The 24,012-nt window shown below is 70.7% G+C and carries 25 protein-coding genes; 7 read left to right on the forward strand and 18 right to left on the reverse strand.

Annotation, left to right across the window (positions count from 1 at the left end; genetic code table 11):
• Nucleotides 1–44: 44 nt before the first annotated feature.
• Genes guaD through uraH form a run of 7 tightly spaced genes read right to left on the reverse strand, consistent with a single transcriptional unit; the run spans nucleotide 45 to nucleotide 8,135 of the window.
• On the reverse strand, nucleotides 45–1,376 hold the full coding sequence (gene guaD / locus ACESMY_RS10195) for a guanine deaminase (RefSeq protein ID WP_372784474.1): 1,332 nt from the start codon (nucleotides 1,374–1,376) through the stop codon (nucleotides 45–47).
• On the reverse strand, nucleotides 1,373–1,867 hold the full coding sequence (locus tag ACESMY_RS10200; RefSeq protein ID WP_372784475.1) for an ureidoglycolate lyase: 495 nt from the start codon (nucleotides 1,865–1,867) through the stop codon (nucleotides 1,373–1,375). Before ACESMY_RS10200 ends, guaD begins: the two co-directional genes overlap by 4 nt.
• The gene (locus tag ACESMY_RS10205) at nucleotides 1,867–3,057 is read right to left on the reverse strand and encodes a urate hydroxylase PuuD (RefSeq protein WP_372784476.1); all 1,191 of its coding nucleotides are present in this window, start codon (nucleotides 3,055–3,057) and stop codon (nucleotides 1,867–1,869) included. Before ACESMY_RS10205 ends, ACESMY_RS10200 begins: the two co-directional genes overlap by 1 nt.
• On the reverse strand, nucleotides 3,054–4,016 hold the full coding sequence (xdhC, locus tag ACESMY_RS10210; protein ID WP_372784477.1) for a xanthine dehydrogenase accessory protein XdhC: 963 nt from the start codon (nucleotides 4,014–4,016) through the stop codon (nucleotides 3,054–3,056). The genes ACESMY_RS10205 and xdhC overlap by 4 nt, the downstream gene beginning before the upstream one ends.
• Nucleotides 4,009–6,336 carry a xanthine dehydrogenase molybdopterin binding subunit gene (gene xdhB, locus ACESMY_RS10215; RefSeq protein ID WP_372784478.1) on the reverse strand — a complete coding sequence of 776 codons (2,328 nt, stop codon included), beginning with the start codon at nucleotides 6,334–6,336 and terminating at the stop codon, nucleotides 4,009–4,011. Before xdhB ends, xdhC begins: the two co-directional genes overlap by 8 nt.
• Nucleotides 6,329–7,792: a xanthine dehydrogenase small subunit gene (gene xdhA, locus ACESMY_RS10220; protein WP_372784479.1), complete on the reverse strand. Its 1,464-nt coding sequence runs from the start codon at nucleotides 7,790–7,792 to the stop codon at nucleotides 6,329–6,331. Before xdhA ends, xdhB begins: the two co-directional genes overlap by 8 nt.
• Nucleotide 7,793: 1 nt before the next feature.
• Nucleotides 7,794–8,135 (reverse strand): hydroxyisourate hydrolase, encoded by a 342-nt coding sequence (uraH, locus tag ACESMY_RS10225; protein ID WP_372784480.1) that lies wholly within the window; start codon nucleotides 8,133–8,135, stop codon nucleotides 7,794–7,796.
• 124 nt (nucleotides 8,136–8,259) lie between these two features.
• On the opposite strand from uraH, the gene puuE reads away from it, so the two are divergent.
• The 3 genes from puuE to alc are packed head-to-tail and all read left to right on the forward strand — an operon-like array spanning nucleotide 8,260 to nucleotide 10,653.
• A complete protein-coding gene (puuE, locus tag ACESMY_RS10230) occupies nucleotides 8,260–9,171 on the forward strand; it encodes an allantoinase PuuE (protein ID WP_372784481.1) in 912 nt (303 codons plus the stop codon).
• Nucleotides 9,161–9,649: a 2-oxo-4-hydroxy-4-carboxy-5-ureidoimidazoline decarboxylase gene (gene uraD / locus ACESMY_RS10235; RefSeq protein ID WP_372784482.1), complete on the forward strand. Its 489-nt coding sequence runs from the start codon at nucleotides 9,161–9,163 to the stop codon at nucleotides 9,647–9,649. Before puuE ends, uraD begins: the two co-directional genes overlap by 11 nt.
• A 14-nt stretch (nucleotides 9,650–9,663) precedes the next feature.
• Entirely contained in the window at nucleotides 9,664–10,653 is a 990-nt protein-coding gene (alc, locus tag ACESMY_RS10240) for an allantoicase (protein ID WP_372784483.1), read from the forward strand.
• On the opposite strand, the gene ACESMY_RS10245 is transcribed toward alc, so the two are convergent.
• Nucleotides 10,650–11,081: an acyl-CoA thioesterase gene (locus ACESMY_RS10245; protein WP_372784484.1), complete on the reverse strand. Its 432-nt coding sequence runs from the start codon at nucleotides 11,079–11,081 to the stop codon at nucleotides 10,650–10,652. The two genes, alc and ACESMY_RS10245, sit on opposite strands and share 4 nt — an antisense overlap.
• 130 nt (nucleotides 11,082–11,211) lie before the next feature.
• Between ACESMY_RS10245 and ACESMY_RS10250 the strand changes: the two genes are divergently transcribed.
• Complete coding sequence (locus ACESMY_RS10250; protein WP_372784485.1) at nucleotides 11,212–11,775, forward strand: TetR/AcrR family transcriptional regulator; 564 nt, start codon at nucleotides 11,212–11,214, stop codon at nucleotides 11,773–11,775.
• On the opposite strand, the gene ureG is transcribed toward ACESMY_RS10250, so the two are convergent.
• The 8 genes from ureG to ACESMY_RS10290 are packed head-to-tail and all read right to left on the reverse strand — an operon-like array spanning nucleotide 11,772 to nucleotide 16,910.
• Nucleotides 11,772–12,407, reverse strand: a complete 636-nt coding sequence (ureG, locus tag ACESMY_RS10255) for an urease accessory protein UreG (protein WP_372784486.1) — start codon at nucleotides 12,405–12,407, stop codon at nucleotides 11,772–11,774. The genes ACESMY_RS10250 and ureG overlap by 4 nt on opposite strands.
• A complete protein-coding gene (locus tag ACESMY_RS10260) occupies nucleotides 12,404–13,084 on the reverse strand; it encodes an urease accessory protein UreF (RefSeq protein WP_372784487.1) in 681 nt (226 codons plus the stop codon). The genes ureG and ACESMY_RS10260 overlap by 4 nt, the downstream gene beginning before the upstream one ends.
• The gene (locus ACESMY_RS10265; RefSeq protein ID WP_372784488.1) at nucleotides 13,053–13,535 is read right to left on the reverse strand and encodes an urease accessory protein UreE; all 483 of its coding nucleotides are present in this window, start codon (nucleotides 13,533–13,535) and stop codon (nucleotides 13,053–13,055) included. The genes ACESMY_RS10260 and ACESMY_RS10265 overlap by 32 nt, the downstream gene beginning before the upstream one ends.
• Nucleotides 13,535–15,244, reverse strand: coding sequence for an urease subunit alpha (ureC, locus tag ACESMY_RS10270; RefSeq protein ID WP_372784489.1), 1,710 nt, complete (start codon nucleotides 15,242–15,244; stop codon nucleotides 13,535–13,537). The genes ACESMY_RS10265 and ureC overlap by 1 nt, the downstream gene beginning before the upstream one ends.
• 1 nt (nucleotide 15,245) lies before the next feature.
• Nucleotides 15,246–15,551, reverse strand: a complete 306-nt coding sequence (locus ACESMY_RS10275; protein ID WP_372784490.1) for an urease subunit beta — start codon at nucleotides 15,549–15,551, stop codon at nucleotides 15,246–15,248.
• Nucleotides 15,548–15,757, reverse strand: coding sequence for a hypothetical protein (locus ACESMY_RS10280; RefSeq protein ID WP_372784491.1), 210 nt, complete (start codon nucleotides 15,755–15,757; stop codon nucleotides 15,548–15,550). The genes ACESMY_RS10275 and ACESMY_RS10280 overlap by 4 nt, the downstream gene beginning before the upstream one ends.
• 10 nt (nucleotides 15,758–15,767) lie before the next feature.
• Nucleotides 15,768–16,070: an urease subunit gamma gene (locus tag ACESMY_RS10285; protein ID WP_372784492.1), complete on the reverse strand. Its 303-nt coding sequence runs from the start codon at nucleotides 16,068–16,070 to the stop codon at nucleotides 15,768–15,770.
• Between the two features lie 3 nt (nucleotides 16,071–16,073).
• On the reverse strand, nucleotides 16,074–16,910 hold the full coding sequence (locus tag ACESMY_RS10290; protein WP_372784493.1) for an urease accessory protein UreD: 837 nt from the start codon (nucleotides 16,908–16,910) through the stop codon (nucleotides 16,074–16,076).
• A 267-nt stretch (nucleotides 16,911–17,177) separates the two neighbouring features.
• Here ACESMY_RS10290 and ACESMY_RS10295 point away from each other — a divergent pair, with 267 nt between their 5' ends.
• Genes ACESMY_RS10295 through upp form a run of 3 tightly spaced genes read left to right on the forward strand, consistent with a single transcriptional unit; the run spans nucleotide 17,178 to nucleotide 20,286 of the window.
• Nucleotides 17,178–18,434, forward strand: a complete 1,257-nt coding sequence (locus tag ACESMY_RS10295; RefSeq protein ID WP_372784494.1) for a GTP cyclohydrolase II — start codon at nucleotides 17,178–17,180, stop codon at nucleotides 18,432–18,434.
• A 10-nt stretch (nucleotides 18,435–18,444) separates the two neighbouring features.
• The gene (locus ACESMY_RS10300) at nucleotides 18,445–19,647 is read left to right on the forward strand and encodes a DUF1688 family protein (protein ID WP_372784495.1); all 1,203 of its coding nucleotides are present in this window, start codon (nucleotides 18,445–18,447) and stop codon (nucleotides 19,645–19,647) included.
• Between the two features lie 9 nt (nucleotides 19,648–19,656).
• A complete protein-coding gene (gene upp, locus ACESMY_RS10305; protein WP_372784496.1) occupies nucleotides 19,657–20,286 on the forward strand; it encodes a uracil phosphoribosyltransferase in 630 nt (209 codons plus the stop codon).
• Nucleotides 20,287–20,314: 28 nt separating this feature from the next.
• On the opposite strand, the gene ACESMY_RS10310 is transcribed toward upp, so the two are convergent.
• Both ACESMY_RS10310 and ACESMY_RS10315 read right to left on the reverse strand, forming a co-directional pair.
• Entirely contained in the window at nucleotides 20,315–22,789 is a 2,475-nt protein-coding gene (locus tag ACESMY_RS10310; RefSeq protein WP_372784497.1) for an ATP-binding protein, read from the reverse strand.
• 85 nt (nucleotides 22,790–22,874) lie between these two features.
• Complete coding sequence (locus ACESMY_RS10315) at nucleotides 22,875–23,972, reverse strand: YeiH family protein (RefSeq protein ID WP_372784498.1); 1,098 nt, start codon at nucleotides 23,970–23,972, stop codon at nucleotides 22,875–22,877.
• Nucleotides 23,973–24,012: the final 40 nt, after the last annotated feature.

Consider the following 24,012-nt stretch of genomic DNA (forward strand, 5'->3'; position numbering starts at 1 on the left):
GCGACGCGACCGCCGCGTCGGCGCCACCTGAGCGCGACTCGCGCCTAGGGGTAAAGGGCTCTCGAAGGCGGGGTCCGGTCGCGGCTGTGGGCGAGGCGGCCGGCTAGGTAGGTCCGCTCGATCGCCCGGTCGTCGCCGAGGATCGAGAGCACGAAGAGCTGCTCGGCGATGGTCCTGGCCGCGCCGGTGCGCCGCGCGAGCAGCGGGGTGGCGGCGAGGTCGAGGACCAGGAAGTCGGCCTCCTTGCCGGGCGCCAGGTTGCCGACCTGATCGTCGATCTTCAGGGCCCGGGCGCCGGCCAGCGTCGCCAGGTAGAAGGCGTGCAGGGGGTCGAGGACCTCGCCGCCCAGCTGGCCCACCTTGTAGGCCTCGCCCATCATGTGCAGCAGGGAGAAGCTCGCGCCGGCCCCGATGTCAGTTCCGAGGCCCACGGTGACGCCGCAGTCGCACGCCTGTTTCAGGCTGAAGAGCCCTGAGCCCAGGAGCAGGTTCGAGGAGGGGCAGAAGGCCGAGGCGGCGCCGGCCCGCTGCATGCGGCGAAGCGCGTCGTCCGTCGAGTGGACGCAGTGGGCGAAGACCGAGCGCGGCCCGACCAGGCCGTGGCGGGCGTAGACGTCCAGGTAGTCGCGGGCGTCCGGGAAGAGCTCGCCGACCCGGGCGATCTCCTCGAGGTTCTCCGACATGTGGGTGTGGATGAGGACGTCGGGGTGGGCGGCGGCGACCTGGCCGGCCATGGCCAGCTGGGCGTCGGACGAGGTGACGGCGAAGCGCGGCGTCACCGCATAGCCCAGCCGGCCCCGGCCCCGCCAGGCGCGGATCAGCGCCTCGGTGTCGGCCCGGCCGGTCTCGACGGTGTCGCAGAGGCCCGCCGGCGCATGGCGGTCCATCAGCACCTTGCCGGCGATGAGCCGCATGTCGCGGGCGAGCGCCGCCTCGAACAGGGCGTCCACGGAGGTCTTGTGGACCGTGCCGAAGACCAGCGCGCTGGTGGTGCCGTTGCGCAGCAGCTCGTCGAGGAAGAAGGCGGCGGCCTCGTCGGCGTGGGCGCGGTCGGCGAAGGCCTGTTCGGCCGGGAAGGTGTGGGTGTTCAGCCAGTCCAGCAGCTGCGAGCCCCAGGCGGCCACCACGTCGGTCTGCGGATAGTGGATGTGGGCGTCGACGAAGCCGGGGGTGATCAGCTTGCCGGGGAAGGGCGTGACGGGCGTGTCGGGCGGCAGGGCCGGAAAAACGTCCGTATACGCTCCAAAGGCGGCCACATGCCCGTCCTCGACGACCAGCAGGCCGTCCTCGTGATAGGCCCAGGCGGCCTCGGCGGGCGCCCGGCAGGGGTCTTCCAGGGCATGCAGCAGGGCGGCCCGGTAGGCGTGGCGGGTCACGGGCGCACCCGGATCTGGTCGGCGGGCGCTAGCTCGATCTCGTCGAGATTGTCGCCGGGGCCGGCGCGGTCGATCACCAGGAAGTCGCTCTCGGCGTCCAGCGGCAACAGGAAGTGGTGCCAGACGCCCTTGGCGTAGTTCACGCCCTGATGCGGCTGGGCGTGGAAGACGCGGATCGCGGCCGGATCGAAGGCGCCGGCCGGGGCCACGGCGACCAGGAAGGCGCGGGCCTGCAGCGGCGTGAAGCTCTGGCTGCCCAGCGGGTGGCGCTCGAAGACCTTCAGCAGCGGCGGGTCGAGCGGGCGGGCGCGGAACAGGCTGACGATGGCGTGACCGCCGCCGTCGGCGACGTCGATACGGGCAAGGTCGTTGAAACGGGTCGTATGGCCGTAGTTGATGGCGATCCGCTCGGCCCGATCAGAGGCCTCGATCACCTCCCCGAACGGCGCGAAGGCCTCGGCGGTGAGCGGCTCAGGGGTGAGTTCACGCATCAGGCGCCGACCTTCGCGCCGGCCTTGATCCAGGCGCCCAGGCTGGCGCGCTCGGCGTCGGTCATGCCGGTCTCGTTGTTGAGCGGCATGGAGTGGGTGGCGACCGCGCGTTCATAGACCTTGGCGGCGTTCTTGGTGAGGCCCGCGTCGGTGTCGAGGATCACGCCGTTGGGCGGGGCCGTGACGCCTTTGTGGGCCGGGGTGGCGGCGTGGCACATGACGCAGTGACGATCGATCAGCATACGGACGTCGGCGAAGGGCGGAACCGGGACCTCGGCGGGCGGCGGCGGCTTGGCGGTCTCGTTCAGCACCGCGACCGTGACGAAGGCGAGCGCCCCCAGCGCCAGGACATCGAAGCGCAGCTGGCCGGCGTTCTTGAGGTTGAAGAAGTGGCGGATGGTCCAGCCGACGATCCCCAGCCCCGCCAGCCACAGCCAGTTCAGGGGCGCCGAGACGATCATCGGATAGTGGTTGCTGACCATGATGAAGAGCACGGGCAGCGTCATGTAGTTGTTGTGGACGCTCCGCTGCTTGGCCTGCTTGCCCAACGCCGGGTCGGGGGCCTCGCCGGCGAGCACCTGGGCCACCACCTTGCGCTGGTTGGGGATGATGATCAGGAAGACGTTGGCGGCCATCACCGTGCCGATGATCGCGCCCAGGTGCATCACCGCGCCGAGGTCGGAGAAGACGCGGGTGAGGCCCCAGGCCGCCGCGGTCAGCGCCAGGAACCAGACGACGCCGAAGGCCCGCAGGTTCTGGCCGAGCGGCGAGCGGCAGAGGCCGTCGTAGACCAGCCAGCCGGCGACCAGGGTCCCCAGGCCGAGGCCGATCGCCTGCCAGCGGCCGAGCGCCAGGCGGTGGGCGTCGATCAGGTTCACGTCGGCGCCGACGTAGAAGATCAGCGCCAGGAGCAGGAAGCCGGAGATCCAGGTGGTGTAGGCCTCCCACTTGAACCAGTGCAGCTCGTCGGGCATTCCGGCCGGGGCCACCATGAACTTCGTCTGGTGATAGAAGCCGCCGGAGTGGACGCTCCACAGCTCGCCGGCGACGCCCTCCCGCTGTTCGGCCGGCGCCTTCAAATGGCTGTCCAGCCACATGAAATAGAACGACGAGCCGATCCAGGCGACGCCCGCGGTCAGGTGCAGCCAGCGGATCGCCAGATTGGCCCAGGCCGCCCACTCGAAGGTCACGCGTTGCCGTCCTCGGTCAGTTGCAGAAGCTCCGCGGCCAGCGCCACGGCGATCACCGCCGGCGCCTTGCTCTTCAGGCTCGGGATGCCGATCGGGCAGACCAGGCGGGCGAGATCGGGGTCGGTGACGCCCTCGGCGCGCAGGCGGCTCTCGAAGCGGGCCCGCTTGGTCCGCGAGCCGATCAGGCCGAGGTAGCCGAAGTCGCCCTTCGCTAGGGCGGCGCGGGTCAGGCGGTAGTCGAGGTCATGGCTATGGGTGAAGATGGCGAAGAGGGTTCCGCCGGGCGAGGCCTCGATACAGGCCTCAAGCTCATCCTCACTCAGCACCTCGGCGCGGGTTCCGCCGGCTTCCGGCCGCAGGTCCTCGCGGCTGGCCAGCCAGTCGAGATGGAACGGCAGCGGCGCGAAGGCGCGGGCGACCGCCTGGCCGATGTGGCCCGCCCCGAAGATCACCAGGCGCGGATGTTTGGGCGCGATGGCCTCGGAGAGTGTGCGGACGTCGGGGATCGGGACGCGGGGCGAGTTGTCGGCGGGGTCCGGGCCGGTGGCGGACTGCACGGAACGCTGCAGGTCGGCGCCGTCGATATCGGCCTGCAGGCGGAAGGGCGCGCCGGCGCCGCAGGCCTGCGCGGCCTCGGCCAGCCAGCTCCGGCTGTCGGCGTCGATCCGCTCGACCAGGAGGCGTACGCGGCCGCCGCAGCACTGGCCCAGCAGCGGACCCAGGGGATAGTCCTGCAGGGCGTGGCGGCGCTGGGCCTGGGTGAGCAGCCTGCGGGCCTGGTCGAGCGCCTGGCGTTCCAGCGAGCCGCCGCCGATGGTCCCGGTGAAGCGGTCGGGCCAGACCAGCATCCGCGCGCCGATCTCGCGTGGCGTCGAGCCTTGCGCGCCCACGACGGTGGCCATGGCCAGCGCCTCGCCGCGCTCGACCGCCGCCAGGGCCTCGGCGATCCACTCAGACATCGGCCGCCCTCCCGCGCACGTCCTCGACGGCGGCCAGGATACGCTCCGGCGTCGCCGGCGCATCGAGGTTCGGCACGACCTTGTGGTCGGCGGCGCTGGCCACCGCGTCAGTAAGCGCCGAGAAGACCGAGATCGCCAGCATCAGTGGCGGCTCGCCCACGGCCTTGGAGCGGTGGATGGTGGCCTCGCGGTTCTTGCCCGGCGCCCAGATCGCCAGGTTGAAGGCGTCGGGCCGGTCGCCGGCGGCGGGAATCTTGTAGGTGGAGGGCGCGTGGGTGCGCAGCGCGCCCTTGTCGTCGAACACCAGTTCCTCGGTGGTCAGCCAGCCCATGCCCTGGATGAAGCCGCCCTCGATCTGGCCCGCGTCCACCGCCGGGTTCAGCGAGCGGCCGCAGTCGTGAAGGATGTCGACGCGGGTCACCTTGTTCTCGCCGGTCAGGGTGTCGATCACCACCTCCGAACAGGCCGCGCCATAGGCGTAGTAGTAGAACGGCCGGCCGTGGTGGTTGGCGCGGTCGTAGTGGATCTCGGGCGTGCGGTAGTAGCCGGTGGCGGAGAGCGAGATGCGCTCGAAATAGGCGCGGCGCACAAGCTCGGTGAAACTCAGCGTCGTCTCGCCGGCCTGGACGCCGTCGGGACCGAACACCACCTCGGCGGGCTTGCAGGCGAAGGTCTTGGCGGCGAAGACGGTCAGGCGGTCCTTGATCGTCCGCGCCGCGGCCTGGGCGGCCATGCCGTTGAGATCGCTGCCCGAGGAGGCGGCGGTGGCCGAGCTGTTGGGCACCTTGTCGGTCCGCGTGGCGCTGATCTTCACGCTGTCGAGCGGGACCTGGAACTCGTGGGCGACGACCTGGGCGACCTTGATGTTGAGCCCCTGGCCCATCTCGGTCCCGCCGTGGTTCAGGTGGATCGAGCCGTCGGTGTAGACGTGGACCAGGGCGCCGGCCTGGTTCAGGTGGTTGGCGGTGAAGGAGATGCCGAACTTCACCGGGGTAAGCGACAGCCCGCGCTTCAGGAGGGTGTTTTCGGCGTTCCAGGCGGCGACCGCCTTGCGGCGGGCGCGGTAGCCGCAGCTCGCCTCCAGCTCGGTCATCAGCTCGAAGGCGACGCTGTCGGTGACCGTCTGGCCGTAGGGCGTCAGGTTACCCGAGACGCCGTAGAGGTTGGCCAGGCGCACATCCAGCGGGTCCTTGCCCAGGCGCCAGGCGATGGCGTCCATGGCGCGCTCGATCCCCATCATGCCCTGCGGCCCGCCGAAGCCGCGGAAGGCGGTGTCGGAGACGGTGTTGGTCCGCAGGCGGTGCGAGACGATCTCGGCGGCCTGCAGGCAGTAGGCGTTGTCCGAATGGAACATCGCCCGGTCGTTGATCGCGATGGAGAGGTCGGCGGAGTGGCCGCAGCGCGCGGCGAGCTCGAAGGCCGCGCCGCGCAGAAGGCCGTCGCCGTCGAAGCCCACCTGCCAGTCGACGGCGAAGGCGTGACGCTTGCCGGTCATCACCATGTCGTCGTCGCGGTCGAGGCGCACCTTGGCCGGGCGGCCGGTCCTGGTCACCGCCAACGCCGCCAGGGCCGCGTAGTGCACCGACTGGGTCTCCTTGCCGCCGAAGCCGCCGCCCATCCGGCGCACCTCGACGACCACGGCGTTGTCGCGCAGGCCCAGGCAGCGGGCGATCAGGTGCTGGGTCTCGGTGGGGTTCTGGGTGGAGGACCAGACGTGCAGGTCGCCGTCCTCGCCGGGCAGCACCAGCGCCACCTGGCCCTCGAGGTAGAAATGGTCCTGGCCGCCGACAGCCAGGGCGCCGCAGAGCGCGTGCGGCGCGGAGGCGATGGCGGCGTGGGCGTCGCCCAGGCGCATGACCTGGCTGTCCTCGATCAGCGAGTTGGCGGCGCGCGCCGCCTCGATGGTCAGTAGCGGCGGCAGGTCCTCGTAGTCGACGACGGCGAGGGAGGCGGCGGCGCGGGCCTTCGGCAGGCTCTCGGCGGCGACGGCGAACAGCGGCTGGCCGACGTAGCGCACGACGCCTTCCGGCAGCAGCGGCTCGTCGTTCATCACCGGGCCGATCTCGTTCTTGCCCGGCACGTCGGCCGAGGTGAGGACGCAGACCACGCCCGGCGCGGCGCGGACGGCGGAGAGGTCGAGACGGGCGACGCGGGCGTGGGCGCGCGTGCTTTGGCCGACGTGGAGGTGCAGCAGGCCCGCGGGTTCGGGCAGGTCGTCGATGTAGAGCGCCTCGCCGGCGACGTGCTTCTCGGCGCTGTCGTGGGCGATGGCGCTGTGGACGGCGGTGAGCGTGCGAAGGGCGTCGCCGGCGTCAGCCATGGGCCACCGCCTCGGCGTCCAGCACGCGGGTCGGCGCGGCCGCCTGGCTCTCCAGCCAGGCCTTGAGCAGCAGGTTCTGAGCGGCCTGCAGGCGATAGCCGGCTGAGGCGCGCATGTCGTCGATCGGCTGGAAGTCCTGCGCAAGCGCCTCGGCGGCGGCGCGGACCGTGGCCTCCGTCCAGGGCTGGCCGGTCAGCGCGGCTTCGCAAGCCGCGGCCCGCCTGGGCGTCGCGGCCATGCCGCCGAAGGCGATGCGCGCGTCGGCGACCTTGCCGGCGTCGAGGCCGATGGAGATGCCGGCGCAGAGGGCGGAAATGTCCTGGTCGAAGCGCTTGGAGAGCTTGAAGACCTTGAAGATCCGGCCCGCCGGGATCTTCGGGACGACCACCGCCTCGACGAACTCGCCGGGCGCCCGGTCCTGCTTTCCGTAGGCCAGGAAATAGGCCTCCAGCGGCAGGGCGCGGGTGGCCTCGCCCTTGCGCAGCACGAGGCTCGCGCCGGCGGCGATCAGGGCCGGCGGCATGTCGCCGATCGGCGAGCCGTTGGCGATATTGCCGCAGACGGTGCCGAGGTTCCGGACCTGCAGTCCGCCCAACCGCCTCAGCAGTCCGGCGAACTCCGGGTGCAGATCGCCGAGCAGGGCCGTGGCGTCGGCGTAGCGAACGCCGGCGCCAATCCGGATGGCGTCGCCGAGGTCCTCGATGCGGCGCAGCTCCGCGACCTCGTTCAGCGAGATGATCGTCGGCAGCTCGCGATGCTGTTTGGTGACCCAGAGGCCCACGTCGGTGCCGCCGGCCAGGATGGTGGCGTCCGGGTTGGCCTCGACGGCGGCGGCGAATTCGGCGGTCGTGCGGGGGGCGAGGAAGCGGCGGCCCCGGTGCTCGATCTCCAGGCTCTCGGCCGGCCGGATGGCGGCCAGTTCGACGGCCAGGGCGTCGGCCAGGCGCGCCTCAGGGTCGGGACCCATGGCCTGGCCGGCCGCCAGGATCGGGCCGTAGCCGGTGCAGCGGCAGAGGTTGCCGGCCAGCGCGTCCTTCAGGGTCCCGCTGTCGGTCGCCGCGCCCTCCCGCCGGTGGGCGTAGAGGCTCATGACGAAACCCGGAGTACAGAAACCGCATTGGCTCGCATGGTTGGCGACCATGGCCTGCTGGATCGGGTGCAGGGCGCCCGCTTGGTCTCCTGGAGCCTTCTTCAGGCTCTCGACGGTGAAGAGCGCGCGCCCGTCCAGCATCGGCGCGAAGAGGATGCAGGCGTTGACCGCCCGGAAGCGCACACGGCCGTCCTCCAGCTCGCCCAGCACCACGGTGCAGGCGCCGCAGTCGCCCTCCGCGCAGCCCTCCTTGGTTCCGATGCGGCGCAGGTCGTAGCGCAACAGGTTGAGCACCGTCAGCGTCGGATCGACGCCGGTGAGGTCGCGGACCTCGCCATCCAGCAGGAATCGGATCGGCCGCGTCATCTCAGCTGCCGCGATAGGTGGAGTAGCCGAACGGGCTGACCAGCAGAGGCACATGGTAGTGCGCCCGGGGATCCTCGACGCCGAACTCGATGGCGACGGTCTCCAGGAAGGCCGGGTTGGCGAGATCGAGGCCCAGCCCGCGATAGTAGGCGCCGACGTCGAACTCCAGGCGGTAGGCGCCGGCCTGCAGGGTCTTGGCGGTCAGCAGAGGCGAATCGCAGCGGCCGTCGGCGTTGGTGACCGCGCTCGTCAGCAGCGCCGTTCCCCGGATCAGGCGCAACGCCACCCCCGCGGCGGGCTTGCCATGGGCGGTGTCCAGGACGTGGGTGGTGAGGCCGCTCATTCTCGCTCTTGCAGCAACTTCCGTGATCGCCAGCCGCCCAGAGTCGGTCCAAGCCCCCTGAATTGCAACTCTTTGGCGGTCCTGCGAGGCTGCACGCAGTCCCAAGCCTGCTATGCGGTCAGAGATGCCCAGAGACCCCTATCCCCGCGACCTGACCGGCTATGGCCGCGAGCCGCCGCACGCCGACTGGCCGGGTGGCGCGCGGATCGCGGTGCAGCTTGTCCTCAACTACGAGGAGGGCGGGGAGATGAGCGTGCTGCACGGCGACGCCCAGTCCGAGACGTTCCTCTCCGACCTGACCAATCCCGCGCCGGTGGTCGGCGCGCGGCACATGAGCATGGAGCAGGTCTACGAATACGGCGCCCGCGCCGGGGTCTGGCGACTCCTGAGGCTGTTCGCGCGCTGCGGCGTGCCGGCGACAGTGTTCGGCGTGGCCATGGCGATGGAGCGCAACCCGGCCGTGGTCGACGCCTTCCTGGAGGCCGGGCACGAGATCGCCTCGCACGGCTGGCGCTGGATCAACTACCAGGACGTGCCCGAGCAGGTTGAGCGCGAGCACATGTTCCGCGCCATCGAGGTCCACAAGCGGTTGACCGGCGAGCGGCCCTACGGGTGGTACACCGGGCGGACCAGCCCCAACACGCGGCGCCTCGTGGCCGAGCAGGGCGGCTTCCTCTACGACGCCGACGACTATTCCGACGACCTTCCGTTCTGGACGACCGCCGCGGGACGGCCGCAGCTCATCGTGCCCTACACCCTGGAGGCCAACGACATGCGCTTCTCCGGCGGCGGGCTGGCGACCGGCGAGCAGTTCTTCAGCTACCTGAAGGACGCCTTCGACGTGCTCTACGCCGAGGGGGAAGAGCGGCCGAAGATGCTGTCGGTGGGCCTGCACTGCCGGCTGGCCGGACGGCCCGGCAAGCTCGCGGGCCTCGAGCGGTTCATCCGCTACGCCCAGGGCCACAAGGATGTCTGGTTCTGCCGCCGGATCGAGATCGCCAGGCATTGGCGCGAACGGCATCCCTATGCGCCCTAGCTCGCTGTCGCACGCCGAATTCCTGGCGCGGTTCGGCCCGGTCTATGAGGCCTCGCCCTGGGTGGCGGAGGGGGTCTGGCCGGCGGTGGAGGCGGGCCGGCTCGACGAGCCGCCCGCTCTGGCGCGAGCCCTGCGCGTGGAGGTCGACGCCGCGCCGCGCGAGATGCAGCTGGCGCTGATCCGCGCCCACCCGGAGCTCGCGAGCCGCGCGCGGATGGCCGAGGCCTCGGTGCAGGAACAGTCCGGCGCCGGCCTCGATCAGTGCTCGCCCGCCGAGTTCGAGGCGTTCCAGCGCCTGAACGGCGCCTACAACGCCCGCTTCGGCTTTCCCTTCATCGTGGCGGTGAAGGGGCTGACGCGGACCGATATCCTGGCGGCGTTCGAGGCGCGGTTGGCCAACGACCCCGAAGCCGAGTTCGCGACCGCCATCGCCCAGATCCACCGCATCGCGAGCTTCCGGCTCGCCGACCTGACCTGAAGAGAGCGCCTGCCGTGTTCGACGACCTTCGCCGCCGCTATGTGGACCTGGCCCAGCCGCGGCTGGGGTCGGAGGTGGTCTACGCCACCGACGACTTCTTCGCCGACAAGGCCCGGCTGATCTCGCCCGAGCCGCCGGTCTTCATCCCGGGCAAGTACGACGACAACGGCAAGTGGATGGACGGCTGGGAGAGCCGCCGCAAGCGCGTCGCCGGCCACGACTGGTGCGTGGTGAAGCTCGGGGCGCCGGGGGAGGTGGCCGGCTTCGAGGTCGACACCCGTCACTTCACGGGCAACTACCCGCCGGGCGCCCAGCTCGAGGTCTGCCGCTCCGACGAGATCGTCCCGGACGAGGACGCCGCCTGGACCGTCGTGACGCACCGCCTGGACCTGAAGGGCGATGACCGAGCCTGGTTTCCGATCGATCACCGCGAGCCGGTGACCCATGTGCGGCTGCACATCTATCCCGATGGCGGGGTGGCGCGGCTGCGGGTCTGGGGCCGGGTGCTGCCGGACTGGACCAAGGTGAAGTCCGGCAAGGCTGTCGACCTGCTGGCGGTGGAGAACGGCGGCCGTGGGATTATCGCCAACGACGAGCACTATGGCGCGGTGGCCAACCTGACCGCCCCGGGCCGGGGCGTGAACATGGGCGATGGCTGGGAGACCCGCCGCCGCCGCGAGCCCGGCCACGACTGGGCGGTGCTGGAGCTGGGCGCCTTCGGCCGCATCGAGGAGGTCACCGTCGACACCGCCCACTTCAAGGGCAACTACCCCGACCGCTGCTCGATCCAGGCCTCGCGCCGGGCGCACGGCTCGCCGGAGGAGATCGCGCAACAGGCGCAGGCCTGGCCGGTGCTGTTGCCGGAGGTGAAGCTCTCCGCCGACCACGTCCATGTGTTCCGCGACGAACTCGCCGAGCTCGGGCCGCTGAAGTTCGTGCGCCTGAACATCTACCCGGACGGCGGGGTGAGCCGCCTGCGGGTCGTGGGCAAGCTCGCGACCTAGGCCGCGACGCTGATCGGCTCGAGCATGTCCTGGGCCATCCGCCGCTGGAGGTCGGGGATCGGCGTGGCCTTGCGCAGCGTCATATCCATGTGGACCGCGGTGATCGCGCAGGTGGCGCAGACCTCGCCGGTCTCGATGTTGTACATGGCGTGGACGAGCCGCATCACCCGCTCGCGCACCTCGACCACTTGGGAGCGCACCTCGATGCTGTCGCCGGCCAGGAGCTCGTGCTTGAAGGTGGTGAGCTGTTCGACGGTGGCCAGGCCGCGCTTGGACTCGCGCAGATAGGTCGGCGTCATGCCGATCTGCACGAGCAGGTTCCAGCTCGCCTCGTCGAACTTGCCCGCGTACCACATGTTGTTCATGTGCCCGAGGTGGTCGCAGTGCCACGTGTAGACCGTGCCGCGATAGGTCAGGAGTTCCGTCATCGTCCTTGTCTTTTCCCATGGGCGAGCCGCGTCCGAAGCGCAGTCCGCTGAATGTTGATACGGCACCGTATCGCACTTCCATTCCTGACGCAATACGGTACCGTATCAATAGTTGCGTTGGAGAGTGCCGATGAGCGATGACGGATCGCAGGACTGGGTGGCCGCCGCGCTCGACGTGCTGGCCGAAGGCGGCGTCGACGGCGTGCGGGTGGAGGTGGTGGCCCAGCGGCTCGGCGTCACCAAGGGCGGCTTCTACCGCCGCTACCGCGACCGGCGCGCCCTGCTCGACACCATGCTGGAGTCCTGGGTGGCGGGACGGCTGCAGGCGATCCAGCGGCAGACGCAGCTGGGCGAAGAGACGGCGCGCGGGCGGCTGCGCGCGCTGATCCGCCTGTTCTCCGCGCGGCTGAACCCCGAAGGGCTGTCGATCGAGCTGGCGATCCGGCAGTGGGCGCGCTCCGACGCCGGGGCCGCCGCGGCGGTCGCCCGGGTCGACGCCGTGCGGCTGGCCAGCGTGGCGGCGCTCTACGAACGGCTGGGATTTTCCAAGATCGAGGCCGAGGCCCGCGGCGCGCTGCTCTACACCTTCATCTTCGGCCGGGGCCTGCTGTTCCTCGAGGTCGCGCCCGAGGACCGCGAGGCGATGATCGAGGCCGCCACCGCCGCCTTGGTCGACGTCGGGGCCGCGGCCTAGGCCACCTCGCTGAGCGGCGCCGGCAGGCCGCCGGCGGCGGCTATGAACCGCGCCACCTCGCCCACGCCGACCAGCCGCGTCAGGTCGGTGAAGACGTAGGGCCGCTCGCCGCGGGCCTTGGCCGTGTCGCTGCGCATCACGGAAAGGTCCGCGCCCACGTGCGGCGCGAGGTCGGTCTTGTTGATCACCAGGAGGTCGGAGCGGCTGATCGCCGGCCCGCCCTTGCGGGGGATCTTCTCGCCCTGGCAGACGCTGATCACATAGATCGTCAGGTCGGCGAGGTCCGGCGAGAAGGTGGCCGCCAGGTTGTCGCCGCCGCTCTCGATGAAGATCACGTCGAGGTCCGGGTGGCGCCGGTTCATCTCGGCGATGGCGGCCAGGTTGATCGAGGCGTCCTCGCGGATGGCGGTGTGCGGGCAGCCGCCGGTCTCGACGCCGAGGATACGGTCCTCGGGGAGCGCCTGCAGGCGGTTGAGGATCAGGGCGTCTTCCTGGGTATAGATGTCGTTGGTGACCACCGCGACGCTCCAGCGCTCGCGCATCTGCTTGCAGAGCTTTTCGACCAGCGTGGTCTTGCCGGAGCCCACCGGGCCGCCGATGCCGACGCGCAAGGGGCCGTTGCGGCTGCTCATGAGATGAAGAGCCTTACCTCGAGGGTTTCGTGCCGCATGGCGGCGATGTCGGATGAGAGCGCCGCGGCGCCGAGGTCGGCCAGGGTCGAGGCCGCGGCGCGGGCGGCGGCGGCCAGGATCAGCGGCTCCAGCTCGGCGATCACGGCGACCCCGGCGGTCTGGCCCAGCGGCACGGCGCGGACGGCGACGCTGACCAAATTGGCGGCGAAGGCATGCAGCCAGGCGGTCAGCGCGGTCTCCAGCGGGATCTGGACGGTGGCCGTGGCGGCGCCCACCGCGACCGGATAGGCGACGGCGCCGTTCAGCACCGGCTGGCCCCAGGCGCGGGCGGCGATCAGGAAGGCTTCGCCCTGGCTGAGCGTCTCGCGGCGGCGTTCCAACGAAGGCGCCAGCGCCTCGGCCAGCGCCACCACCTCGGCCAGCCCTGCCGGGTCGCGGGCGGCGGCGGCGTCCCAGGCGGCCTTGAACAGCACCGCGTCGGTCCAGCCGCCGCCGTGCTCGATCAGGCCGGAGATCCAGGCCGACAGGGCGTCGGCGTCGGCGATCGTCCCGTCGCGGATGACGGTCTCCAGCCCATGCGAATAGCTGAACGCGCCCACCGGAAAGGCCGGGGAGAGCCAGGTCATCAGGCGCAGGAGGTGGGCCTCAGTGGTCATGATGGTGATCGGCCGGGTCATGGTCCTGCGCATGATCCTGATAGGCGCCGCCTTCGGGATCGAACGCTTCCTCGACCTCGCGAACCTGGGCGCCCTGGTGCTCCAGCATGTGGGCGATGACGTGGTCGCGGCGGATCAGGATGCGGTCGGCGTGCATCTGGGCGGCGAGGTGGCGGTTGCCGATGTGCCAGGCGAGCTTGATCAGGGCCCGCGGGTTCGCGGCGCGAACCTCGAGCAGCGGCTCGGGCTTGGCCACCACGAGCAGGATGCCGCCGCCCGCCAGCACCAGGCCGTCGCCGTCGCGCAGGTGCGTGGCGCCGGCGAGGTCCAGCAGGTATTCGGTCCCGGACTGCGCCTTCAGCACGATGCGGCGGCGGTGGCGGCCGTCGTAGTCGAGCACCACGCGGTCGATGGCCACGCCGCTCCAGGCCTTGGCGGGCAGGACGTCGGTGATCGGGTGAGGGCTCATCATCAGAACAGGAAATACCGTTGCGCCATGGGCAGCACCTCGGCCGGTTCGCAGGTCAGGAGCTCGCCGTCCGCGCGGACCTCGTAGGTCTCCGGATCGACCTCGATCTCGGGGGTGGCGGAATTGTGGATCATCGAGGCCTTGGAGATGCCGCCGCGCACGTTCTCGACGGCGACCAGTTCCTTGTCCAGGCCGAGGCGACCGCGCAGCCCGTTCTCCGCCGCCAGCTTCGAGACGAAGGTCACCGAGGAACGGGTCAGCGACTTGCCGTAGGCCGCGAACATCGGGCGGTAGTGCACCGGCTGGGGCGTCGGGATCGAGGCGTTGGGATCGCCCATGGGCGCCGCGGCGATGGAGCCGCCCAGGAGCACCAGGTCGGGCTTCACGCCGAAGAAGGCCGGATCCCAGAGGACGAGGTCGGCGCGCTTGCCCGGCTCGACACTGCCGATGTGGGCGCTCATGCCGTGGGCGATGGCCGGGTTGATCGTATATTTGGCGATGTAGCGCTTCACCCGGGCGTTGTCGGCGGCGCCGTCGCCCGCGAGGCTCCCCCGCTGCTTCTTCATCTTGTCGGCGGTCTGCCAGGTGCGGATCAGCACCTCGCCGACCCGGCCCATGGCCTGACTGTCGGAGGAGATGATCGAGAAGGCGCCGAGGTCGTGCAGGATGTCCTCGGCGGCGATGGTCTCCTTGCGGATGCGGCTCTCGGCGAAGGCCACGTCTTCGGGGATCGACGGGTCGAGGTGGTGGCAGACCATCAGCATGTCGAGGTGCTCGGCGAGCGTATTGCGCGTGTAGGGCCGGGTCGGATTGGTCGACGACGGAATGACGTTGGCCAAGCCCGCCACCTTGATGATGTCCGGCGCGTGCCCGCCGCCGGCCCCTTCGGTGTGGAAGGCGTGGATGGTGCGGCCTTTCAGGGCCGCGACGGTGTCCTCGACGAAGCCGCTCTCGTTCAGGGTGTCGGTGTGGATCATCACCTGGACGTCGAGGTCGTCGCCGACCGACAGGCAACAGTCGATGGCGCCGGGTGTCGTGCCCCAGTCCTCGTGGAGTTTCAACGCGCAGGCCCCGGCCGCGACCTGCTCGACCAGGGCGCCGGGCAGGCTGGCGTTGCCCTTGCCGGAGAAGCCGATGTTCATCGGGAAGGCCTCGGCGGCCTCGATCATCCGCGCCAGGTGCCAGGGGCCGGGCGTCGCGGTGGTGGCCTTGGTTCCGGTGGCGGGGCCGGTGCCGCCGCCCAGCATGCAGGTGACGCCGCTCATCAGCGCCTCCTCGGTCTGCTGGGGGCAGATGAAGTGGATGTGGCAGTCCATGGCCCCGGCGGTGAGGATCTTGCCCTCGCCGGCGATGATCTCGGTCCCTGGGCCGATGACGATATCGACGCCGCCCTGGGTGTCCGGATTGCCGGCCTTGCCGATCCGGAAGATGCGCCCGTCGCGCAGGCCCACGTCGGCCTTCACGATCCCCCAGTGGTCGACGATCAGGGCGTTGGTGATGACCGTGTCGACGGCGCCCTCGGCGCGGGTCATCTGGCTCTGGCCCATGCCGTCGCGGATCACCTTGCCGCCGCCGAAGGTGACCTCCTCGCCGTAGGTGGTGAGGTCGCGCTCGACCTCAATGAAGAGCTCGGTGTCGGCCAGTCGCACGCGGTCGCCCGCCGTGGGGCCGAACATGTCGGCGTAGGTGGCGCAGGCGATCCGGGCGGGCATGTCAGAGCTCGCCCATGACGGCCTGGCGGAAGCCGAAGATCCGCCGCGCGCCGCCGAACGGGATCAGGGTCACCTCGCGCGCCTGACCGGGCTCGAAGCGCACGGCGGTCCCGGCGGCGATGTCGAGCCGCATGCCGCGGGCCGCGGCGCGGTCGAAGTCGAGCGCCGGATTGGTCTCGAAAAAATGGTAGTGGCTGCCCACCTGGATCGGCCGGTCGCCGGTGTTGGCGACCTGCAGGGTGAGGGGCGTCGCGCCGGCGTTAAGCTCCAGGTCGCCGGGAGCGGCGATGACCTCGCCCGGGATCACCGCGTGAGCCTGCGGCGGATGCGGAGCCCCTCGCCGAACACCATCAGCACCAGGAAGCCCACCTCCAGCAGGTGGTCGGGCGACGTCACGATGTGATGTGCGATCTGCGCCACGCTCATGCCGGCATGATCTCCGGGGTGGGCGAGGGCCGCCCCGGGGGCCAGCACGGCGGCGGCGAACAAGGCTCGGGACAGGTTGGTTTTCATAGGCGGCTCCTCAGCGGATCGGGTGGTGGACGGTGACCAGCTTGGTCCCGTCGGGGAAGGTGGCCTCGACCTGGACGTCGTGGATCATCTCGGGGATGCCTTCCATGACCTGGGCGCGGGTGATGACGTGGGCGCCGGCCTCCATCAGCTCGGCGACCGTTCGGCCGTCGCGGGCGCCCTCGACCACGAAGTCGGTGATCAGCGCGATGGCCTCGGGGTGGTTCAGCTTCACGCCGCGCGCCAGGCGTTTGCGGGCGACCTCGGCGGCCATGGCGACCAGCAGCTTGTCCTTTTCGCGGGGAGTGAGGTTCATGGCCTAGAGCCGCCAGACGCGGGGTGGGTGTTCGCCGCCGCGCAGGGCGGCGATGGCCGGCAAGAGGGCGCGGCGCAGGCTGAGGCCGTCGGCGGCGACGATGCGGGCGAAGAGCTTGCCGTCGAAGGCGCTGGCCCCGCCGGCGTCGCCAATGGCCTGGCGGAGCGGCGCGAGGAACCGCTGGGCGTCGTCGGCGACCAGCAGCAGGGATGCGAAGGCCTTGCCGCCGGCGAGCGTCGCGGCGCGCGCGGCGATCTCGGAAATCGGCCCCTCGAACCGCAGGTCGTCCGCGAAGACCAGGCGGCCCTCGCGGCGGATGCGCCAGCGGTCGCGCAGGGCGCCGCGCCGGACGGTCTCGCCCATGGCGGTGCGGCCCAGCACCACGGCCTCGACGACCAGCAGGCGGGCGCCGGCGGCCAGGTCGGCCTCCAGGGTGCGCGACAGGGCCGCGCCGTCGAACAGGATGGTCTCCTGCGGCAGCCAGTCGATCCGCGCGCCGGCCTCGGCGTTCAGGGCGACGGCGACCTCGGCGCGGCCGTCCCGGGCGCGGTAGATTTTCTCGCAGGCCTGGGTGGTCACGGTGAGCGCCGCGCCGGCCTCGGCCTCCACCCGCCAGCTCATCCGGTCGCCGCCGGTCAGGCCGCCCGAGGTGTTGATCAGCACCGCCTCCAGGCCGCGCGCCGCGTGGTCCCTCGGCAGACGGATCTTGGCGCAGCCGTCCTGATAGAGGCGGGCCAGGCGCGTCGCCCCAGCCTCAGCCTTCACGGCGATGCGGCCCGCCCCGGCCGCGCGCTGCAGCGGCGGGTTGGCATCGGCGGCGGAGGCGAGGTCCTGGATCACTGCGGTCGAGCCTGCCGGGGCCTTGCGCCCACAGTCCAGGGGAGGGCGCGCGCAGGCGGCCCGTCAAGCCCCGGCGCCCTTTTCATAGGCGCCCGATCGCCCTTGCACGGCGGGCAAACCGCAACCATTTCAAAGGGGCGGCCGCCCGACAGCAAAGTCGTAACGCTTGCCAAGTCACATAGGCGGGTGTTTCATCCTCTCTCAAAGGCCCTACGCCGGCGAGCTGGCGGGAGGGCCTTTTCGATTCTGGAGGTTTCATAGCGACTCATGTCCGCCAACAGGACATCCCACATCCGTCTGACCTCGCACCCGGGAACCGGGTCGGCCAGCCGCTTCCCCATCCATTGGAATGCGCCCACCGCCCGTGAGCGCGGCCCGGTCATCGCCACGCCCAATTCCGGCGCCGACCGTAACGCCGTGGGCGCCCACGGCGGCGCCTATTCGATCTATCGCGCGCTGGCGATCTCGTCGGGCGCCATGGCGGCCGAGACGCGCCCCGAACTGCACAACACCTATCCGGTCGTGCCGATCGGCCCGCATGCCCAGTGGCATGAGCCGGGCAAGATCGTCAGCCTCGACCCCTGGGGCCACCGGGTGGCCGAGGACTTCGCCGCCGAACTGGCCGAGGGCGTCGACATCCGCCCGACCATCGCGGTCACCAAGGCGCGCATCGACTTGCCGGAGATCCACGAGGCCATCGCCAAGGGCCGGCTGAAGGTCGACGGCAAGGTGATCCACGAGAGCGGCGACGTGGCGGTGACCAAGGCCGCCATCGACCCGGTCTGGTACCTGCCCGGCATCGCCGAGCGCTTCGAGGTGGAGGAGCAGCAGCTTCGCCGCACGCTCTTCGAACAGACCGGCGGGATGTATCCCGAGCTGGTCACCCGGCCGGACATCTCGGTGTTCCTGCCCCCGATCGGCGGGATCACCCTCTACATGTTCGGCGACCCGGCCCACATCGGCGACAAGCGCTACACGCTCACCTGCCGCGTGCACGACGAGTGCAACGGCTCCGACGTCTTCGGCTCCGACATCTGCACCTGCCGGCCGTATCTGACGCACGGGATCGAGGAAGCGACGCGCCAGGCCCAGCAAGGGGGCACGGGGCTGATCGTCTACAACCGCAAGGAAGGCCGCGCGCTCGGGGAGGTGACCAAGTTCCTGGTCTACAACGCCCGCAAGCGCCAGCCGGGCGGCGACCAGGCGGCGACCTATTTCGAGCGCACCGAATGCGTGGCGGGCGTGCAGGACGCGCGCTTCCAGCAGCTGATGCCCGACATCATCCACTGGCTGGGCATCCGGCGGATCGACCGCTTCGTCTCGATGTCCAACATGAAGTACGACGCCCTGGTGAAGGGCGGGGTCGAGATCGGCGAACGGGTGCCGATCCCCGACGACCTGGTGCCGATGGACGCCTCCGTGGAAATGGAGGCCAAGAAGGCGGCCGGCTATTTCACGCCCGAGAAGAAGCCCTCGAAGGCGGACCTCAAGAAGGTCGTCGGCCGCGACCTCAAGGAATTCTGAGAGTCCTCACGTGACGGCTGACGCCAAGACCGACGCCGCATCCGCGGCGCGCAGCCTGCTTTCCGCCGCCGCGGTGCGCGAGCGCGCCCATGAGATGCTGGCCGCGGCCCTGGCGGGCGCGGTCGCCGAGTGGCGCGTGGACCTGGCGAAGCTCGAAGCCGCCGCCGACCTGACGGCGCAGGTGGTGCGCGAGGCCTATCCGGACCTCAATGTGCCCTTCCACGCCCGCTGGCGGCATTTCGCGGTCGAGGGCCGCGACCTCTGGGCCGAGCGCGACAAGCCCTGGGCCGATCCGAACGACCAGGCGCGGGCGGCCTTCGACCTCGCCATCACCTCGGTGCTGCTGGACGCGGGCGCGGGGGCCGACTGGCGCTACCGCGACGCGGCCACCGGCGCGGTGCTGGGACGCTCGGAGGGCCTGGGGATCGCCTCGTTCCGGATGTTCGAGGCGGGCGACCTCTCCGCCGATCCCGGCGATCCTCTCCGGGCCGACGGCCTCGCGAAGGTCACCGGCGAGGTCCTGGCGAAGGCCTTCCAGGTCGGGGCCGACAACCCGCTGGTGGGCCTCGAAGGCCGCGCCGCCCTGCTGCGCAAGCTGGGCGAGGCGGTGGGCCGGCCGGGGGCGCTGTTCGACCTGATGGCGGCGCGCGCCGACGATGGCGCTTTGCCGGCGCCGGTGATCCTTGAGGTGCTGCTGCAGGCCTTGGGGCCGATCTGGCCGGGCCGCCTCAGCCTCGGCGGCGTGCCGCTGGGCGACTGCTGGCGCCATCCGGCGATCAAGCGCGACGACCCCACGGACGGCTTCATGCCGATCCACAAGCTCTCGCAATGGCTGTCCTATTCGCTGATCGAGCCGCTAGAGGCCGCCGGGATCGCGGTCACCGACATCGACGGCCTGACGGGCCTGGCCGAATACCGCAACGGCGGGCTGTTCGTGGACGCCGGCGTGCTGGCGCTGCGCGATCCGGACGACGCGGCCCGCGCCCATCCGGTCGACGGCCCGCTGGTGGTCGGCTGGCGGGCGCTGACGGTGGCGCTGCTCGACGAGATCGCGCCTATGGTGCGCGAACGGCTGGGCGTCACCGCCGAGGCCTTCCCGCTGGCCCGCGTGCTGGAGGGCGGCACCTGGGCGGCCGGACGGCGCATCGCGGCGGGCTTGCGCGCCGACGGCGGCCCGCCGATCACGGTCGTCAGCGACGGCACAGTCTTCTAGAGGGGTTCCATGAAGGGCGTCATCATCGTCGACCACCCGCTGGTGCAGCACAAACTGACGCTGATGCGGAAGAAGGACACCTCGATCAAGAGCTTCCGCCAGCTCCTGAAGGAGATCGGCGGGCTGATCTGCTACGAGGTCACCCGCGACCTGCCGCTGGAGCCGGTGGAGATCGAGACGCCGATGCAGGCGATGTCGGCGCCGCAGCTGGCTGGAAAGAAGCTGGTCTTCGCCCCGATCCTGCGCTCCGGCATGGGCATGCTGGACGGGATGCTGGAGCTGGTGCCCGCCGCCCGCGTGGCCCACGTCGGCCTCTACCGCGATCCGGCGACGCTGGAGTGCGTGGAATATTACTTCAAGGCGCCCGCCGACCTGGAGGACCGCCCGGTCATCGTCATCGACCCGATGCTGGCGACCGGCAACACCGCCATCGCCGCCGTCGACCGGCTGAAGGAGGCCGGGGCCCGGCAGATCCGCATGGCCTGCCTGCTCGCCTCGCCGGAGGGGATCTCCAAGTTCCAGGGCCACCATCCGGGCGTGCGGATCTGGGCCGCGGCGGTGGACGAGAAGCTGAACGATCACGGCTACATCCTGCCGGGCCTCGGCGACGCCGGCGACCGGATGTACGGCACGCGCTAGGCCGCCTGGTTCTTCACCGCGAGCGCCGCTAGGCGGCGTGGGAAGCCTTGTCTTCGAAGGCCTGGGTCAGGAGTGCGATCAGGTCGTCGGGACGCATCGGCTTGGCGAGGTGGCCGTCCATGCCGGCGGCGCGGGCCTCGGCGATGTGTTCGGGAAGCGCATTGGCCGACAGCGCCACGATCGGCGTGCGGGCGAGCCCCAGGGCCGCCTCGAGGCCGCGGATCTCGCGCGCGGCGCTGAGGCCGTCCAGCACCGGCATCTGCAGGTCCATCAGGATCAGGTCGAAGGACTCGCGCTCCACCGCCTCCACCGCCTGGCGGCCGTCCTCGACCAGGGTGAGCTCCACCCCGAACGGCTCCAGGATCAGCGAGACCACGGCCCGGTTGGTGGGATGGTCCTCGGCCACCAGCACCTTCATCGTCGAGATATCGGCATGGGCGGTCTCGTCGTCGGCGGCGGCCTGAGCCGGCGCCTCGGCGGTTTCCAGCGGCAGGGTGACGGTGAAGACCGAGCCTTGGCCCGGCTCCGAGGTCGCCACGATCTGGCCGCCCATCATCTCGGCCAGCGACCCGGAGATCGACAGGCCGAGGCCCGAGCCGCCGAACCGGCGGGTGATGGAGCCGTCGGCCTGCTCGAAGCGGCTGAAGAGCCGTTCCTGGAACTCCGCGGAGAAGCCGACGCCGGTGTCGGTCACCACGAAGCTCACGGTCTCGCCGCTGCGGACGACCGACAGCGACACCGTGCCTGTGCCGGTGAACTTCACCGCGTTGGAGAGCAGGTTGGAGAGGATCTGGGTGACGCGGATGTCGTCGCCGACGCACCAGCCGCCCGCGGCCTCGTCGATCGCGACGGCGAACTCCAGTCCCTTGGCTTCGGCGCTCGCCCTGTGCAGCGCGGCGATGGTGGCGACGCAGCCGGACAGGTCGAAGGGCGCGCGGTTGAGCGGCAGCTGCCCGGCTTCGATCCGCGAGATGTCGAGGATGTCGGTCAGCACCTGTTCCAGAAGGCGGCCGGATGCGCCGACCAGCTCGGCCATCTGGCGGCCGCGATCGGTGGTCTGCTCCTTGGCCAGGACGTCGGAGAGGGCGATCACACCGTTGAGCGGGGTGCGCAGCTCGTGGCTCATATTGGCCAGGAAGTCGGTCTTGGCGGCGTTGGCGCGCTCGAGTTCGGCCGTGCGCGCCAACACCCGGCCCTCCAGGTCGTCGAGGATCTCGTCGCCGCGCAGGCGTTCGTCGCGCAGGGTTCTGGCGAGCTGGCCGATCTCGTCGTTGCGGCGGGCGAGCGCCCCGGCCTGGACGACCTTGGGGTCGCCCAGCGCGCGCAGCGGCGAGATCACCAGCCGGCGCACCATGCCGAAAAGGATCGCCGCCCCGATCGCCACGATCAGGACCTTGCCGGCGATGTTGGAGAGGATGCCTGAGAACACGCCCGCCACCACCTTGGCCTTGGGGAAGGTGACCAGCAGGATCCAGGACGGGCCGTCGAGGTGGCCGTAGGCGACCAGCATCTTGCCGTCCGGGCTCTCGACCACGCCGGAGGACTTGCCCTGGGCATGGATGCGGGCGACCAGCGGGGCCAGGCCGTAGGCCTTCTCCAGCGCGGCCACGGCCTTGGGGTTGAGCGCGTCGGGCTTGGTGAAGCCGGGGAAGGCGACCAGCTCGCCCTTGTCGGAGGCGATCAGGCTGGTGGCGCCGGCCGGCGTGTTGCGCAGGATCTGGGTCAGGTAGGAGCCGGCCATCAGGGTCGTGCCCCAGGCCCCGGCGTAGCGGCCGTCGATGTAGACCGGGCTCACACAGCCGGAGATCAGGGTCCGCTGGGTCTTGTCCTGAAGCAGCGGCGCGAGCGGCGTGCAGCGCATCTGCTCGGTCGGATCGTTCTGCGGCAGGGTGTATTTGGCCTGGTCGCTGTGGTCGAAGTCGGTGCTCGCGGGCGCTATCTTGCGGAAGAAGGCGAGGCGCTCCGGACGCAGCGGGGCAAACAGGACCAGCCGGTTTTTCGGGGTCAGGAAGAAGAAGTTCTCGAACTTGGTGATGTCGGACTCGCCCACCCGGTTGACCACTAGGGTCGCGGCGGTGAGCACGCGCTTGTCTTCGCTGGTCAGGGTGTCGGCCTGACCGAGGAAGGCGCCAATGCCATAGATCGAATCCCCGTTCGCCGTCTGCTCGCCGTCATAGAGGCTGTCGCGGCTGCGGCGGGTTCCGTCGCCCTTTTCAGGGAACCAGGCGTCGAACTGGCGGTCGATCTGCGGCCCCGGCTTCATGACCGAGAGGCGCCGGCGCAGCGCGTCGCTGGCCGCGGCCTGCTTGGCGCGCAGGGTGTCGAACAGCTCCTCTTCGGTGCGCGTGCGCTCCTGGACATAGAGCGCGAGGTCGGCGATCCGGTGCTGCTCGTCCTGCCGCCGGTAGGCCGAATAGGTGACCAGCGCGTCGACGAACAGCAGCACGGTCATGCTGGCGATAAGACCCGCCAGCAGCTTCGCCCCGATCGATTGGAAACCCATACCGCGCACGCGCCCGTCCACCTTTCGCAGAACACGGTATCGGCAAATGCTTTCCGAAGGCTTCCCGGCGGCGAAGTGGCTCCGCCTAGGTCGCGAATTCGACGACGGCCAGCACCAGGCCGGCGATCCAGAGGGTTTCTAGGCCCATGACGGCGACCGGCCGCCAGCCCGCGGCGATCAGCGACTTGAACGAGGTCTTCATGCCGAGCGCGGCGATCGCCACCACCAGGCACCAGCGGGAGACCTCTCCCGCGCCGGCGACCACGGGCTTGGGCAGGACGCCCAGGCTGTTCAGGGCCACCAGGGCGGCGAAGCCGAACAGGAACAGCGGCAGCGGCACCTTGGCGCCGGACCGCCCGCCGCGGCCGCGCGACAGCACCAGCGCGATGGTCGCCACCACCGGCAGCAGCATGGCGACCCTGAGCAGCTTCACATAGGTCGCGATGTCGCCGGTCTTCTGGGAGATGATGTAGCCGGCCCCCACCACCTGGGCGACGTCGTGGATGGTGCCGCCGAGGAAGAGGCCCGCCCGCATATTGTCGAGCCCGATCGCCGTCACCAGCATGGGATAGAGGATCATGGCGATGGTGGAGAGCGTGGTCACCACCACGACCGCCAGGATCACGTCGCGCTCGCTCTCCTTGGTCTTCGGCAGGACCGAAGCGATGGCCAGGGCCGCGGAGGCGCCGCAGATGCCCACCGAGCCGCCGGAGAGCACGCCGAAGCTGCGGCTCTGGCCCAGCAGGCGCGCGAGCAGCAGGCCCATCAGGACGGTCGTCGTTACGCCGGCCACCACCATGGCGATCGGCACGGGACCGAGCGCCACGATCTGCTCGACGGTGATCCGGGCGCCCAGCAGGGCGACGCCGGTCCTGAGGATCGCCTTGGAGGAGAACTCGATGCCGGCGATGCAGCGGCCTTCCTCGTGCAGGAAGTGGAAGGTCATGCCGAACAAGAGCGCGAACAGCATCACCGGCGCCTTGTAGTGGCTGGCGAGCCAGTCGGCGGCGAGCGCGATGGTCACGGCCACCAGGACGCCCGGATAGACCGACCGGGCGAAGGCCTCGACGCTGAGCCGCCGGCGCGCGGCGGGCGCGGTGACCGGCAGGCCCTCCATGCCCTCGAAGGACTGGAACATCTCGTGCGCCGCGGCGGCGTCCGTGTCGATGTCCCGGATGATCATGGTCGGCGCGTCCCCCTGGCGGCGCGGCTAAACTGGTCCG

This window comes from Phenylobacterium sp. (assembly GCF_041691455.1).
In the GTDB taxonomy this organism is placed as follows: domain Bacteria; phylum Pseudomonadota; class Alphaproteobacteria; order Caulobacterales; family Caulobacteraceae; genus Phenylobacterium.

Excerpts from the sequence above, each read along its gene's own strand:
- xdhB (WP_372784478.1), bottom strand. The coding sequence starts at position 6,336 with ATGGCTGACGCCGGCGACGCCCTTCGCACGCTCACCGCCGTCCACAGC.
- ACESMY_RS10315 (WP_372784498.1), bottom strand. The coding sequence starts at position 23,972 with ATGATCATCCGGGACATCGACACGGACGCCGCCGCGGCGCACGAGATG.
- upp (WP_372784496.1), top strand. The coding sequence starts at position 19,657 with ATGAAGGGCGTCATCATCGTCGACCACCCGCTGGTGCAGCACAAACTG.
- ACESMY_RS10285 (WP_372784492.1), bottom strand. The coding sequence starts at position 16,070 with ATGAACCTCACTCCCCGCGAAAAGGACAAGCTGCTGGTCGCCATGGCC.
- uraH (WP_372784480.1), bottom strand. The coding sequence starts at position 8,135 with ATGAGCGGCCTCACCACCCACGTCCTGGACACCGCCCATGGCAAGCCC.
- ACESMY_RS10250 (WP_372784485.1), top strand. The coding sequence starts at position 11,212 with ATGAGCGATGACGGATCGCAGGACTGGGTGGCCGCCGCGCTCGACGTG.
- ACESMY_RS10265 (WP_372784488.1), bottom strand. The coding sequence starts at position 13,535 with ATGATGAGCCCTCACCCGATCACCGACGTCCTGCCCGCCAAGGCCTGG.
- puuE (WP_372784481.1), top strand. The coding sequence starts at position 8,260 with ATGCCCAGAGACCCCTATCCCCGCGACCTGACCGGCTATGGCCGCGAG.
- ACESMY_RS10245 (WP_372784484.1), bottom strand. The coding sequence starts at position 11,081 with ATGACGGAACTCCTGACCTATCGCGGCACGGTCTACACGTGGCACTGC.
- ureG (WP_372784486.1), bottom strand. The coding sequence starts at position 12,407 with ATGAGCAGCCGCAACGGCCCCTTGCGCGTCGGCATCGGCGGCCCGGTG.
- ACESMY_RS10310 (WP_372784497.1), bottom strand. The coding sequence starts at position 22,789 with ATGGGTTTCCAATCGATCGGGGCGAAGCTGCTGGCGGGTCTTATCGCC.
- uraD (WP_372784482.1), top strand. The coding sequence starts at position 9,161 with ATGCGCCCTAGCTCGCTGTCGCACGCCGAATTCCTGGCGCGGTTCGGC.
- xdhC (WP_372784477.1), bottom strand. The coding sequence starts at position 4,016 with ATGTCTGAGTGGATCGCCGAGGCCCTGGCGGCGGTCGAGCGCGGCGAG.
- ACESMY_RS10295 (WP_372784494.1), top strand. The coding sequence starts at position 17,178 with ATGTCCGCCAACAGGACATCCCACATCCGTCTGACCTCGCACCCGGGA.
- xdhA (WP_372784479.1), bottom strand. The coding sequence starts at position 7,792 with ATGACGCGGCCGATCCGATTCCTGCTGGATGGCGAGGTCCGCGACCTC.
- ACESMY_RS10200 (WP_372784475.1), bottom strand. The coding sequence starts at position 1,867 with ATGCGTGAACTCACCCCTGAGCCGCTCACCGCCGAGGCCTTCGCGCCG.
- ureC (WP_372784489.1), bottom strand. The coding sequence starts at position 15,244 with ATGCCCGCCCGGATCGCCTGCGCCACCTACGCCGACATGTTCGGCCCC.
- ACESMY_RS10280 (WP_372784491.1), bottom strand. The coding sequence starts at position 15,757 with ATGAAAACCAACCTGTCCCGAGCCTTGTTCGCCGCCGCCGTGCTGGCC.
- ACESMY_RS10260 (WP_372784487.1), bottom strand. The coding sequence starts at position 13,084 with ATGACCCGGCCGATCACCATCATGACCACTGAGGCCCACCTCCTGCGC.